This is a genomic window from Lactobacillus sp., from assembly GCF_014803895.1.
This window is the reverse complement of record NZ_JAAVAU010000011.1, coordinates 100,250-114,299: the sequence shown is the minus strand read 5'-3', so window position 1 is coordinate 114,299 and position 14,050 is coordinate 100,250. Positions and strand designations below refer to the sequence as shown.

Genomic DNA, 14,050 nt, shown 5'->3' with positions numbered 1-14,050 from the left:
GGATTATCAGCGTTAGAGAACGTATTAACTGATAATCCGCTTTTTTGTTGTCGAATTTTACTGAAGGGATGCCATTTCCCGTTTTTCTCAATAGGAGGTAATAAATATGGCACAAAATCAAACTAACGCCGAATCTGTTAAAGGTTCTACTTTTGCGCAACCATTGATGCCTAAGGCTACACCAATTAGTAACTCACTTACTAAACCTTTGAAGCTTGCTACAGGTACAGTCTTTAAGGTTGTTTCAGGCTCTAACGAGCAGGTACAAGACAAAGATGGTAATGAGGTTGTTAGAGCGGTTTACAAGATCCAGGTCTTAAACAGCAGCTTACTTCCATTAGCTACTGAATTGGAAGTCAAAATTAAGGGACAGGAATGCTTATTAAGTGAACAAGATAATGTGGACATCATGTTTAACTCTAAGATGGTAACTGTTGCCTTTGATGATTTGGCATTATGGTCTTTTAATGGCCATGAGGGCTTGACAGCCTCAGGTATCAGACCACTAGAACTGAGTAACGACCAGATTCAGAGGATCGTAGGAGGTCACCATGCGCAAGATTAATTACAATCCTAATGACCGCTACCATCTTAATGCTGCGTTGTTAGTAGTTGGTGTCATTGTTGGTATCATTTTAGGTTTTAGCTTTGGTTCTGCAACCTTATTGTTGCTTAGCCCTGTTTTAAGCCAATACCGATGGCTAATTGACCGCTTCAATCGTATTGTTTTTCCTGATCAAATTCGAGCTTTAGATCGTTTAACCAATTCGGCTGCACTAGCTGATAGACGTGACAATTACACAATTGGTCGATATCGTGCTAACGTTAAGTACATATTGGATATGTCCTATTCAGGCTACTATCTGTTGTCAATTGATTCCAATGGGATAACTGGTACAAAGAGTTTGAATCAGCTAGCTAATGAAGTGGGGGCAGCATTTCATCGTCCAGCTAGCTTAGAACGGGTGAGCAACGGTGTTGCAGTCTATCGTATTAACTTATCAATTCCGAAGGTAAAGGTAAACGAACATGATTTCTAAGGTGTTGTTAGCTCCTGACTGCGTAATCGATTGGAAGTCTAGCCCACATATGTTGGTATCTGGGGTAACTGGTTCAACCAAGACTAATACACTTGAAGATGTATTGTTGTCAACGATGAGCACCAAGAGCCGTTTAGAGAATCAGCAAGAAGGGATGGCTGCTAAAGTTTACCTAATTGATGGTAAGGGAGCTGATTTGGCTAGCTTAAAAATGCTGAATCCAGCTGTTACACCAAATCAAGCTGCACGCACCTTACGTATTCTTGTGCAAAACATGCATAAACGCTATGACCATTTTTCAGGGGAATTTGGTAAAACTGCTGGTGACTATCATATCAATGGTAAGAAAGTTAGAGATGTTGTTGTGATCATTGATGAACTTGCCGTTTTATTAAATGATCCGAAACTCCGTAGCGAGATCCAACGTTACTTATTTGAGCTGTTAATTGCAGCTCGACAAGCTTCAATATATGTCTCGCCCCTCGGGGCTATGTAGTTGTAGGTATTCAGCGTCCATCAGCTGAAATTCTTCCACGGGATACGACATTGCAATTTAACAATCGCTTACTTATGGCATCTAATGGTGCAGATTCTGATACTAAACGAATGCTGTTTCCAATGACTGAGGTTAAAGGCTTGCCATTAACTGAAAATGTTAAAGGAGCAGGGTTGTTCTACAAGAATGGGTTAATTATGCCAAGACCAGTTTACTTCCCAAATATGTCGGAAATTGATATTCCTAGAACTGTAACTAGGATTCAGCAGGAAGTAAATCCTAATTGGTTTATCCATGAGGACTATTGGGAAGAACCTTAACTGTGGTGTCTGCCGACGGATGCCAGCTGGAAGCTGGCAAGTGGAACGATCCGAGCGGAGCGCTCGGCATCAACCCGCCATAACTATTAGGCGGGTATATCTAATAAATTAAAAGGAAGGTATATCATATGGCTCAGTACTATGTGACTGTTGACCAAGTAAGTATTAATTTTCCTATTGGCAAGATGGGAGGATTAAATACTGCTTTGGAGATTGAGAAAGAGCTTCATTTAGCAGAAATACTAGGTGGCTCTGATAAAGCTAAAGCATTAAATCATTATTCAGAAGCTATCGCTTACTATGATGGCAAAATTAAGATTATGTGGAATGTTAAGAAACCATCACAGGGCTTGTTGCTTTATTTTAGTGCTACTGGATACAAGGCATTGCAAAGCTTAGGTAGACTAAGGGACTATGATATGAGTTTTGTTAACCTGCTTAAATATATGGATGATAAGAAAGCTAGGTTTACAAGACTTGATGTTGCTATAGATGTTTTAGATGGTGATCTAACTGTTAATAAATTGCATCAACAATTACAAAATAAAAAAGTTTTAATTTTGGATTCATTGGAGCGTGAACTATCTTCTCAACATCAAAAATTCTTTGGTGCAAATAAAATAATTACTGGGATAACCTGTGGTGCAAGATCTAGCGACAACTTTTTACGTATTTACGATAAAAAAATCGAACAAGATAGAGTAAATGCTCCTTATTATGACTTAGCACAGCAATGCAAGAGTTGGGTGCGAATTGAAGGGGAATTTAAGCATGACGCGGCTCATGCAATTCTTCAGGATTTATCTGGAAAAGAAGAAATAGAAGTAAACCAGAAACTAATAGGGTATGTAGTAAAGAGATGGATTCTTGCTGATGCTAAACATAAAGCTATCCCATTATGGAAAAAGCTTACCGAATTGGCTAACGGTTCAGGAACAATTCCTCCACTAGCTTCTAAATTAACTGATCGGTTAGTACAAGAACTAAAATGGTTCTTAACTGGTGGAGCTGCTGGGGTATTCTATCGAGTAGCTCAACTATTTGGTGAAGTAGGAAAAGCTGATTTTCTACTTTTCATGTTTGAATACGTAGCTAAGCCGAACAGAGATGATCATTATTCTATTCCAAGTAATATGGCTCAAGATTTGGCATTGATACAAAGCCAACATCCAAACATTGAGACGATTAACTATTATCTCGAAAAAGCTGTAAAAGAAATAGAAGATGAAAAAAAGGCTAATCATACCGACCAAAGTAATGATTAGACCTTTTAAGCGAACAAACCAAATGCGACGGCTGTTCGCTTTTCATTATCTTCTTTTTATGATTGATTTAAAAGAGAAGGATACTAAATGAAAAAATTAATGGGTTTTAATGATGTAGTTAAATTAGGTTACAAGCCTAGTCAAGCTAGAGAAATTATTAGAACTGCCAAAAAAAAGATGGTAGACGCTGGTTATGAGTTGTACAATAATAAGCGTCTGGGTGTTGTACCAGTTAAAGTTGTTGAAGAAATTACGGGATTGTCTCTTTTGGAAAAAGGGGACGATTAGTAAATGCCAGTAACTAAAACCAAATATGTTGACGTCTACAAAGATGATAAAGGAAGATTCTTTTATCAGATCTTTTTAGGTAGGGATGCCAAGGGAAAGAAGCATTTTAAAAAAGGGAGAAAAGACGAGCTAAACCGCAGTTTTACTAGTGCAAGAGCAGCTCATATTGAAGCCCAAAGAGTTAAGCAAGTTTATCTAAATGTCAATTTAGGTGATATGACTTATTCTTCTTTTATTAAGGAAAAATTCTTACCTAAATACAAAGCGGATGTTGAAAATAGTACCTATGATACACATCAGAGAATGTTTTCTCATGGTGTGGATTACATGGGAAACAAACTATTAAAGAAAATTACGGTAGAAGATTGCGAGAAGTATCGTACATGGCTCTTAACTGAAACTGATTATTCACAAAGTTATGCCAGTCTTGTGTATACTTCTTTTAGACAAAGTCTAGATTATGCAGTAGAGATTAGTTTAATTCCTGCTAATCCATCTTTAAAAACTAAATCAATCCCTAAAGGAAAGGCTACTGCTAAGTATTGGACAAAGGAAGAATTTGAAAAAGTAATTGCTTCAATTTCAATTTCTAGCTTCTACGAACAATTTATCTATGTTACTTTCTTATTCTTTTACCGCATAGGTTGTAGAGTATCAGAAGCAGGTGCTTTAAAATGGTCTGATATCGATTTAGACAATGGCAAGGTAAGGTTCTTGAATAATCTACATTATAAGAATAAGTTGGACTATGAGCTTAAGCCATACTTAAAAACTGATTCTAGTAGACGAACCTTAACACTTGACGATGAATTGGTAGAAGTCCTAAAGGCATGGAAAAAAGAACAGCTTAAGTACGGTGTTAAAGATTTTGTTTTATCGTATGACAACTGTCCTTTAAATAAGTCAACTCTAAGTAGATGGCTGAAACGCTATTCCAAGCTTGCAGGTGTTCCTAGAATTGATGGTAGAGGATTAAGACATTCAAATGCGTCTTATTTGATTGCTGAACTTGGCGCTGATGTTTTAGCTGTAAGTCATCGACTAGGGCATAAAACGCCAATGACAACTCTTAAATACTATGCTCATATGTTTAGTAATAATGATATTGAATTGGCTTCAAAGATGGAAGGAAGTATGAATATTTCTCCGGCTAAGAAGTCAAAAGTTTCATTCAATGGTAATCAACATTTAACTACAGCTAAATTAAGCGGTCTGCCAAAAGTCTGCCAAAATAAGAAAAAAGCTGTGTAAACACTGATATAAAAGGAATGTCTCTTATTCTAAGGGAATAGGATAGATTAACTCTCTATATAATTTACAAAAAGATGCTTATTTGTAGAAAAATTTGTAACAGTAAAAAGTAATTTCCTTGTCAAATCCCCTAAAGCTCGATAAAATTTAATTGTAGATATAAGTAGGTCAGCTAAGGAAGTATAGTCATCGACTGCAAGCTATACCAAGTACCGAAATCCTGCTACAACTTAATTAATTTGAATATAATACTTAAAAAGGGTAAAGCACGTCTTTGAATGAGAATGGTACCGCCGTAACTGGTGTCTCACTTAAAGACGTGCTTTTTTATTTTAGAAAGAAAAATATATGACAAAACGGATTGTAATTAAAATTGGTACTAGTAGTCTAGTACTCGCTAACGGTCAGCTTAATTTACGAACTATTGATCGTTTAGCATTTACGTTAGCAACGCTCAATAATCAAGGATATGAGTTAATCTTAGTTTCTTCGGGAGCAATTGGAGTTGGACTAGCTAGTCTTAATTTAAAAGACCGGCCAGAGGCAATTGACCAACAACAAGCCTTAGCGGCAATTGGTCAGGCAGAGTTAATGAGAATTTACTCACAACGTTTTCTTGATTATCAGACTCATGTTGCCCAATTATTATTAACTAAGGATGTTTTAGATTTCCCAGTTAGTCGGCAGCACACACTTAATACTATTAATGCTTTACTTAAGCAGCATATTATTCCAATTATTAATGAAAATGATCCAGTCTCAGTAGATGAATTAGATCATCACACTACTTTTAGTGATAATGATGAATTATCTGCTCAAGTAGCTACAACAACTGATGCCGACCTTTTAATTATTTTATCGGATATTGATGCCTTATATGATCGAGATCCACACCGTTACGCTGATGCCCAGATTATTCGTACAGTTTCAACGTTAACTCCTGAAATTAAGGCGGCAGCTGGCACCTCAAGCACAAAATTTGGAACTGGAGGCATGGTAACAAAGTTACGAGCCGCTGAAAGAATGATTGAGAATGAGAAAGAAATGATTCTTTGTAGTGGTCAACATCCCCAGATTATTTTTGATATTTTTGATGGTCAATCCGTAGGTACTCATTTTGGTAAAAAGAAGGTTTTTAATCATGAATAAGCAATTAACTATATTTGGACAACAGGCTCAACAAGCTGCTGGAGAATTAGCACTACTTGATACAGCTACTAAAAATTACGCTCTGCAACAATTAGCGAATGAATTGTTAACTCATCAAGATGAAGTCATTACTGCTAATCAAGCTGATCTTGCGGCAGCTACTACAATGCCCAAAAAATTTATTGATCGATTAACTGTTGATTCTCAACGAATTAAAGATATGGCAACTGGTTTACAAAATATTGCTGATCTTCCTGACCCAACTGCTAAAATTGATCAAGGGTGGATTACTCAAGATGGTCTTCAAATTTTACAGCGTCGGGTACCACTTGGAGTAATTGGGATCATTTTTGAGGCGCGTCCTAATGTAACTGTTGATGCTCTTGGCTTGACGCTTAAAAGCGGTAATGCCGTGATTTTACGTGGTGGAAAAGAGGCTTTACAAACAAATCAAGCTCTCGTTAAAATTCTTCGCGAAGGATTAAAGAAATTGAATCTTCCAGTTGATGCCGTGCAATTAATCACCAATCCTGATCATGCGTTAGTTGATGAAATGATGAATCTTACCGACTATATTGATGTTTTAATTCCTCGAGGTGGGCGCACTTTAATTCAGCGAGTAGTTAATAATGCAACTGTGCCAGTAATTGAAACAGGCGCAGGGAATTGTCATATTTATATTGATCGGGATGCTAATCTTGAAATGGCAACTAAGATCGTTGTGAATGCTAAGGTTCAACGTCCATCTGTATGTAATTCAGCAGAAAAACTTTTAATCCATCAAGATGTAGCTACAGAATATTTGCCAGTAATCGCGCAAGCATTATTTGATCAAGGCGTAGAACTACGTGGAGATGAAAGAGCTCGAGCAATTGTTCCATCAATTAAGCCAGCTAGTGATAATGACTGGGATACAGAATATAATGACCTAATTATGTCGGTTAAAATTATTGATTCTCTTAATGATGCTATTCGGCATATTAACCGCCATAGTACTCATCATTCTGAAGCCATTATCAGTGATAATATTATTCGGAGTCGCCAATTTCAACGTAGAGTTGATTCAGCTTGTGTATACGTTAATGCTTCAACTCGCTTTACGGATGGTGGTGAGTTTGGTTTTGGAGCTGAGATTGGTATTAGTACTCAAAAATTACATGCTCGGGGTCCAATGGGACTAGAACAATTAACAACTATTAAGTACGAAATTACTGGTGACGGACAAATTAGGCAATAATTTTTTCATAAAAAACTCTCAAGTTTTAAAGCTTGAGAGTTTTTTGTTTCGTGATCTTCTTAGTGATTGACGAAAATATTTATGATTTTCTTAATATTTATAAGCAATTCACTTAGTATAAGTAGTATAATACACCTGTTAAATAATAACAGTTTATTAGTAATTAATTTATCGAGGGAATAAAATGTTATCGAAAAATAATTTCAAAGAAAAATTAAGAAAGATGGAACCACAAAAACAAATTTTTTCCATCCGTACTTTAAAGGTAGGAGTTAGCTCAGTCTTAATTGGATTAGCTTTTATGACATCTGGTAAAGTTGTAAAGGCAGCTGAAGTTACTCCAGCTCAACCTACTACAGTTACTGTTGCTCAGTCTTCACAAGATAGTTCGTCAGAAGATGCAACTGAAGATAATGAGACTAAAGCAGAGGATAATGCTACCAAGCAAACAGCAGATACTCAAACTCAAAAGAATGATGCAGCTTCAGTAACTACTAATTCAGAAAGTTCAAAAGATAATAAAGAACAAACTACAGATGTAAAAACTAGTGATGATGCTACCGAAGATGTAAAAACTAGTGATAATGCTACCGAAAAAAAGGTAACTACTCAAACTAATGATTCAAGCAAGAATGCCGACGTTACTAACGATTCAAGCACTCAAGTAAAAATGGGGGGGTAAAGCAGGCCACTGTAAACCCTTCTAAAGAAGATAACCCCTCCTCTAATACTTCAACATCAGTTGATGTAAAAAATTTAACTACTAATAATGAAAAAACTAATACAAACACTACTACTCAAAATCTTAAAGATTCGAAAGTAGCTACTACTAGTACTGGTGATAAACAGACTAAGGAAACAACCATTATTGGTAAAGATCCTAATAATACTGTTTTGAACAGTGCTAAAGCTTTAATCAAGAATGATAATTTATACATATATGAAGTTGTACAACTGGGGAATATAAAATATGATAACCAAAGTGCCAGAATGATTATTGCTACTGATCGTGCTAATCCTGGTCAACAAGTTCATGTCTTTATCACAAATTCAGACTTTAAGAAGATAGATCCTAACAACAATGATAAAATTGTTACAGTAGATAATAATCCTGATAAAGCATCAAATTATGTTGATATTGTAGTAGGGGGTTCTACCTATCGTGTCCATAATACCGGTGTTTATAATTTAAATGTTGAGGGTGTTTCAAGACCTACTCAAGCTGTAACTAACATTCAAGGGTTAAACGGAGCATGGTCATCAAATGCTTATGGATTAGGTGCTCAAATTACCGGAGGTTTGTATCAAAAGGTAGATATTGACCCAGTTAGATCCAGCCAGGCTGCAGTAGTATATTATGTTCTTGGAGACGACAACAAGTATCATGAATATGACGATCCTGATCATGATATTGAAGGTATTAATGTAGAAGGATTAAGTGGACAGACATTCACTATCCCTAATATTGATCAGTATAAAAAGGTGATTACAGGGGAATATTTAACTAATAGTGATAGTTTGGCTAATAGTGGTATAAGCTATACTGGTACTATTTCTCTGTTCCAACCAAATAGATACTATAAAAAAGTCTTGTACAATGCAGATGGTTCAATTTCTAATACGATTGTATATCATGAAATTCCAAACGCCCAGGGTTTATATACTGGTACGATGCAAGCATCTTTGTATATTGGAAAGGAAGGAGATTCAGTAGAAACATTAACAGTTGAGCCGGGAGAAGATAAAACATTTGAGTATGATGCTGCTAATAATCCTATTCATGCCAGAAGTCCATATATTCCTAATGATGTTAATGTCGCTAACTTATATTACAGCCCACTTGGAAAGATTATCCCAGTTGATGAAAATGGTAAGCTAATAGATGATGGACTATATAATACACAATATAATAACAACCCTGCAGATGCTTCTAAAGCTGCTGTAACTAGTGCACCTGATATTCCTGGCTGGACTTTAGTAAATCCTCATGATAAAAATTATACTCCCACAAATCCGGGTCAAAATCATCCGATTGCATATACTAGAGTTAAATCATTAGCTACAATAACTTATATTGATGATACTGATAATGAAGTCTTATATACAGATAGTTATAATGGGGAATATGAAGATGATATAGAGTTTGATGTTGCTCCAGCAACTGTAATTGATCATTATGAAAAGCAAGGTTATGTCCTAGTAAGTAGCAATTATGTACCAGATGAAAAATTAGGGACAGAACAAATTAATTATGTTGTTCACTTAAAGCATGGCGTATTACCCGTAAATCCTGATAATCCAGGTCAGCCTGGTGATCCAATTAACCCAGATGATCCAGATGGTCCTACTTTCCCACAGAATAGTAGTGCAAGTCATCTTACTGCAACCGCAACTCGTACTATTAATTATGTTTATGCTCGTAATAATAAGCCAGTTGATGGTTTGGAGAGCAAAGTTCAAACTGCTACATTTACTGCTACAGGTTATCTTGATAAAGTAACTGGTCAATGGGTAACTGTTGATGAGAATAATAACATTACTGGTACAGCCGAAGGTCCAACTTGGACGCAATCTTCTGTTGTCCTAGATAGTGTAGAATCACCTGAGGTTGAAGATTACTATGCAGATCCAACTGAAGTTTCACCAGTGGTAGTGACTCCAACTAGTGGTGATTTGGTTGAAACTGTTAAATATTCTCATGCTGAAACTGCCAAGTTTATTTACCGAGATATTACTGATAATAAAGACTTAGAAACTAGAATTACTGAAGGTATTTACAATACAGCTATTTCCTACAGTCCTACAAATGCAATTAACCGCTATATTGCTGGAGGATATGTTTTAGTTAATAATCCATTTAAAGCTGGTACTAAATATAAGGATTCAATTGATGAACCGGATGCTAATACTTATGTGATTACTCTTAAACATGGAGTAGAACCTGTTAATGAAGAGAGAAGTGTTACTAGAAGTATTAGATATGTCTACGAAGACGGTAGTGTAGCTGTACCAACTAAGGTAGAGACCGTTAACTTTACTGGTACTGGCTATAAAGATAAGGTAACTGGAAATTATGTAAAGGTTGATGATAACGGTAATATTGTAGAAACAGTTTCTAACCTTGATTGGGACCCAGAATATGGAAAGTTTGATACTGTAGTTTCCCCAGCTATCACTGGTTATAGTCCAGATCAACTTGAAGTAACAGCCAAGTATGTTGTACCTACCAGTAATGACATTGATGAAATTGTTGTTTATAAGAAGAACTTACAAGCTGCTCAACTTAACTACTGGGATGATGTAACTGGCGCAGCAATTGGTACAGATTATGCTTTAGGTAAATATGGAGATACAATTTCTTTCCCATTCGATCCAGAAAAGACTATTGCACTTTTTGAAAGCCAAGGATATGTTTTAATTCCAGGTAAGGGCAATTTTGATCCTAAAGAAACTTATACTTATCAGCAAGATAATGACAAAAATATTTATGATGTTTACTTTACTCATGGTACTGAAGATGTAACTACTACAAAACAAGTGACTAGAACCATCGACTATAAATATGCGGAAGATGGTAGCCAAGCTGCTCCTAGTGTAACTCAAACAGTGACCTTTACTGGAAATGGTATCAAGGATAAGGTAACTGGTAATTTGGTAGAACTTGATAGTAATAACAACATTGTTACTGAAGATGGAGTTATTAAAGAAGGAAGTTACAGTTGGACTCCTGAAACAAGTGATTTTGAGGAAGTAACTTCACCAGTAATTGCTAACTATGTACCTGACCAAGAAAAAGTAAGTCAAGTAACTGTTACTCCAGACCAATCAGATATTAATGAGACGGTTCTTTATGGTGCAAATGAACAAACTGCCCAAATTATTTATCGTGACGTTACTACTAATAAGGATTTAAAGACAGCAACAGTCACTGGTAAGTACAATGAAGTTATTGATTATTCAACTGCTGATATGATTACAGCTCTTGAGAACCAGGGTTATGAATTAGTAGATGATGGCTTTAAAGTAGGAAGCAAGTTTGCAAATAATGAAAAAGACAATACATTCTATGTTTTGTTAAAACATGGTACGGTACCTGTTGATCCTGAAAATCCAGGCAAACCAGGTGAACCAATTAATCCTGAAGAACCAAATGGTCCTAAATATCCACTTGATTCCGATAAATTGGAAAAAGATGTTACTAGAACTGTAAAATATCAATATATTAATGGTACACAAGCAGCAGTTCCAGTAAGTGATACGATTCATTTCCAAGCTACAGGGGTGATTGATAAAGTTACAGGCGACTATGTAGTCTTAGATAATGATGGTAATATCATGGTGAATGAAGATGGTTCCCTTGTAACCGGTCAATTAATGTGGACTGGATCTGGTGATAGCTTTGATGAAGTAGTTTCACCTCAGATACCTGGTTACACTGCAGATCAAACAGTTATCAACCAAATTAGTGGAGTAACACAAAATAATGCAGATACAGAATTTTTGGTAACTTATTATGAGAATAATGAGAGAGCTAATATTACTTACATTGATAAGGTAACTGGCAAGACTTTACTTACAGATTCTGTTTATGGAAAGTACCAAGAGGGTATTACTTTTGAAAATGATCCTCAAAGTGTAATTGAGGACTATGAAAAACGTGGTTATGAACAAGTAGATAAGGATCAATTCAAGTTTATTAATGGCGTAACAAAATATGGTGATTCACAGGCAGATCCAAACGTTAATAACTTTACGGTTTACTTAACTCATGCAACTATTCCAGTCGGACCAGATGATGACTTTACACCTGATACTCCAATTAATCCAGATGATCCAGATAGTCCTAAGTACCCACTTGATTCAGCTAGTTTGAAGAATACTGTAACTAGAACGATTGATTATATTTATAATCTGAGTGGTGAAACTGCAGCTCCAACTAAGGTTCAAACTCTTACTTTTACAGGTGTTGGGACTGTTGATAAGGTAACTGGTCAATTAGTAAACCTTGATTCAAATGGACAAATTGAAGTAGATAATCAAGGTAATCCAGTCGCTGGTACCATTAGCTGGAGTAGTGATGGTACAAGTTTTGCTGCCGTAACATCACCTAAGATCAATGGTTATGTAGCTGATCGTTTGGAAATTCCAACAGTTAATGAGATTAATGGCTACACACCTAATATCTATGAAACAGTTGTATATGATGCTAACCCAGAACAAGCTACAATTACTTATGTTGATGCTACAACTAATACAGTTTTAGATAAGCAAAGTGTTGATGGTAAGTATGATGAGTCTATTTTCTTTGAAGATGACCCGGCTCAAGTTATTGCAAGCTATGAAAAACGTGGTTATGAACAGGTAAACAAGGATCAATTTAAGTTTGTAAATGGTGAGACAAGATATGGTGATTCCCAAACCAATCCAAATGTTAATAATTTCACTGTTTACTTGGCTCATGCAACTATCCCAGTTGGACCAGATGACGACTTTACACCAGATACTCCAATTAACCCAGATGATCCAGATAGTCCTAAGTATCCACTTGATGCTAAGAGCTTGAGCAAGACTGTAACTAGAACGATCAAGTATGTATATGCATCTAATAATCAACCTGTAGAAGGACTTAGTGATAAAGTTCAATCATTGAACTTCACTGGTAAAGGAATTATTGATAAGGTAACTGGTCAATTAGTAAATCTTGATTCAAACGGACAAATTGAAGTAGACGCTCAAGGTAAGCCAGTAGCTGGTACAATTGATTGGACTGCAACAGACGGTACAAGTTTTGCGGCAGTAACTTCACCAGAAGTACCAAATTATGGTCCAGAACCAATTGAGGTAGAAGCAGTAAACGGTATTAATCAAGATTCAGAAAATATTGTTGAAACTGTAAAATATGTAGCTAATGAACAAACTGCTCAAATCGAGTACATCGATAAGACAGACAACTCAGTTTTAAGTAGTGAAAACGCTGCAGGTAAGTTTGGTGATGTGATTAGTTTCCCAACATCTCCTGCACAAATGATTGCTTACTATGAGGCTCGTGGCTACAAGTTAGAAAATAGTACTTATAATGAAGGTGCAAGTTTCCAAGCAGACAACAATAAGAACTTATTCAAAGTTTACTTCACGCACGCAACTATCCCAGTTGGACCAGATGATGACTTTACACCAGATACTCCAATTAACCCAGATGATCCAGATAGTCCTAAGTATCCACTTGATGCTAAGAGCTTAAGTAAGACCGTAACTAGAACAATCAAGTATGTTTACAAAGATACTAATACATCAGCTGCCCCAGATAAGGTACAAACCATTACTTTTAAGGGAACAGGGATTATTGATAAGGTAACTGGTAAGTTGATTGGAAATATTACTTGGACTCCAGCTGCAGGTAGTTTTGAAAGTGTGGATTCACCAACTATTGAAGGTTATACTCCAGATTATCCTGTGGTAGCTGTAAAAGATGGAATAACTAAAGATAGTGCAAATACAACGGTAACGGTAACTTATACTAAAGATACAGAACCAACTACACCAGTTGTACCTGATGAACCATCTACACCAACTACTCCGGATTCACCAACTACCCCTGATGAACCATCACTTCCAGATACACCAAGTACTCCTAGTGAGCCATCAGAACCATCTACGCCTGGTAAACCATCAGTGCCAAGTACACCAAATAAACCATCTACTCCAAGTAAGCCAGATACTGCAGACAAGCCTAATACTCCAAATAAACCTACTAATAATACTGTTAATACTGTTTCGCCAAATAAACCAGCACAAACAGTTATTAGTACTAAACCAAGTCACAGTAATGTAGGTTCCGGAAATGAGAATTCTGCTACATCAGTAAATAGCAATAAGAATCAAACTACTTTGCCACAAACTGGTGCTAAAGATACAAATACTTTAGGAATTTTAGGTTTAGCAATTGCAAGTATTGCAGCAATTTTAGGATTAAGAGGTAACAAAAAAAGAAAAGATTAATTAAA

Annotated in this window: 11 protein-coding genes; all 11 read left to right on the top strand. The window is 36.1% G+C overall.

Features of this window, described 5'->3' with window-relative positions; genetic code table 11:
• Window positions 1–106: 106 nt before the first annotated feature.
• The 11 genes from HDR40_RS04685 to HDR40_RS04635 all read left to right on the top strand — a co-directional run bounded on the left by HDR40_RS04685 (window position 107) and on the right by HDR40_RS04635 (window position 14,045).
• On the top strand, window positions 107–565 hold the full coding sequence (locus HDR40_RS04685) for a hypothetical protein (protein ID WP_290627018.1): 459 nt from the start codon (window positions 107–109) through the stop codon (window positions 563–565).
• Complete coding sequence (locus HDR40_RS04680) at window positions 552–1,040, top strand: hypothetical protein (RefSeq protein WP_290627016.1); 489 nt, start codon at window positions 552–554, stop codon at window positions 1,038–1,040. The genes HDR40_RS04685 and HDR40_RS04680 overlap by 14 nt, the downstream gene beginning before the upstream one ends.
• Complete coding sequence (locus HDR40_RS04675) at window positions 1,030–1,536, top strand: FtsK/SpoIIIE domain-containing protein (protein ID WP_290627015.1); 507 nt, start codon at window positions 1,030–1,032, stop codon at window positions 1,534–1,536. Before HDR40_RS04680 ends, HDR40_RS04675 begins: the two co-directional genes overlap by 11 nt.
• Before the next feature lie 50 nt (window positions 1,537–1,586).
• Complete coding sequence (locus tag HDR40_RS04670; protein ID WP_290627013.1) at window positions 1,587–1,856, top strand: hypothetical protein; 270 nt, start codon at window positions 1,587–1,589, stop codon at window positions 1,854–1,856.
• 128 nt (window positions 1,857–1,984) lie between these two features.
• Window positions 1,985–3,121, top strand: a complete 1,137-nt coding sequence (locus HDR40_RS04665) for a replication initiation factor domain-containing protein (RefSeq protein ID WP_290627012.1) — start codon at window positions 1,985–1,987, stop codon at window positions 3,119–3,121.
• 87 nt (window positions 3,122–3,208) lie between these two features.
• Complete coding sequence (locus HDR40_RS04660) at window positions 3,209–3,409, top strand: DUF3173 family protein (protein ID WP_290627010.1); 201 nt, start codon at window positions 3,209–3,211, stop codon at window positions 3,407–3,409.
• 3 nt (window positions 3,410–3,412) lie between these two features.
• Window positions 3,413–4,660: a site-specific integrase gene (locus HDR40_RS04655; protein WP_290627008.1), complete on the top strand. Its 1,248-nt coding sequence runs from the start codon at window positions 3,413–3,415 to the stop codon at window positions 4,658–4,660.
• A 348-nt stretch (window positions 4,661–5,008) separates the two neighbouring features.
• Window positions 5,009–5,809: a glutamate 5-kinase gene (gene proB, locus HDR40_RS04650; RefSeq protein ID WP_290627006.1), complete on the top strand. Its 801-nt coding sequence runs from the start codon at window positions 5,009–5,011 to the stop codon at window positions 5,807–5,809.
• The gene (locus tag HDR40_RS04645) at window positions 5,802–7,046 is read left to right on the top strand and encodes a glutamate-5-semialdehyde dehydrogenase (RefSeq protein ID WP_290627004.1); all 1,245 of its coding nucleotides are present in this window, start codon (window positions 5,802–5,804) and stop codon (window positions 7,044–7,046) included. Before proB ends, HDR40_RS04645 begins: the two co-directional genes overlap by 8 nt.
• A 184-nt stretch (window positions 7,047–7,230) precedes the next feature.
• Window positions 7,231–7,728, top strand: coding sequence for a YSIRK-type signal peptide-containing protein (locus tag HDR40_RS04640; RefSeq protein ID WP_290627002.1), 498 nt, complete (start codon window positions 7,231–7,233; stop codon window positions 7,726–7,728).
• 212 nt (window positions 7,729–7,940) lie between these two features.
• Complete coding sequence (locus HDR40_RS04635) at window positions 7,941–14,045, top strand: LPXTG cell wall anchor domain-containing protein (RefSeq protein ID WP_290627001.1); 6,105 nt, start codon at window positions 7,941–7,943, stop codon at window positions 14,043–14,045.
• Window positions 14,046–14,050 lie beyond the last annotated feature (5 nt).

What these genes read in the sequence shown, in the direction of transcription:
- HDR40_RS04640 (WP_290627002.1), top strand. Translation starts at nt 7,231, where the DNA reads ATGTTATCGAAAAATAATTTCAAAGAAAAATTAAGAAAGATGGAACCA.
- HDR40_RS04675 (WP_290627015.1), top strand. Translation starts at nt 1,030, where the DNA reads ATGATTTCTAAGGTGTTGTTAGCTCCTGACTGCGTAATCGATTGGAAG.
- HDR40_RS04665 (WP_290627012.1), top strand. Translation starts at nt 1,985, where the DNA reads ATGGCTCAGTACTATGTGACTGTTGACCAAGTAAGTATTAATTTTCCT.
- HDR40_RS04660 (WP_290627010.1), top strand. Translation starts at nt 3,209, where the DNA reads ATGAAAAAATTAATGGGTTTTAATGATGTAGTTAAATTAGGTTACAAG.
- HDR40_RS04685 (WP_290627018.1), top strand. Translation starts at nt 107, where the DNA reads ATGGCACAAAATCAAACTAACGCCGAATCTGTTAAAGGTTCTACTTTT.
- HDR40_RS04680 (WP_290627016.1), top strand. Translation starts at nt 552, where the DNA reads ATGCGCAAGATTAATTACAATCCTAATGACCGCTACCATCTTAATGCT.
- proB (WP_290627006.1), top strand. Translation starts at nt 5,009, where the DNA reads ATGACAAAACGGATTGTAATTAAAATTGGTACTAGTAGTCTAGTACTC.
- HDR40_RS04645 (WP_290627004.1), top strand. Translation starts at nt 5,802, where the DNA reads ATGAATAAGCAATTAACTATATTTGGACAACAGGCTCAACAAGCTGCT.
- HDR40_RS04655 (WP_290627008.1), top strand. Translation starts at nt 3,413, where the DNA reads ATGCCAGTAACTAAAACCAAATATGTTGACGTCTACAAAGATGATAAA.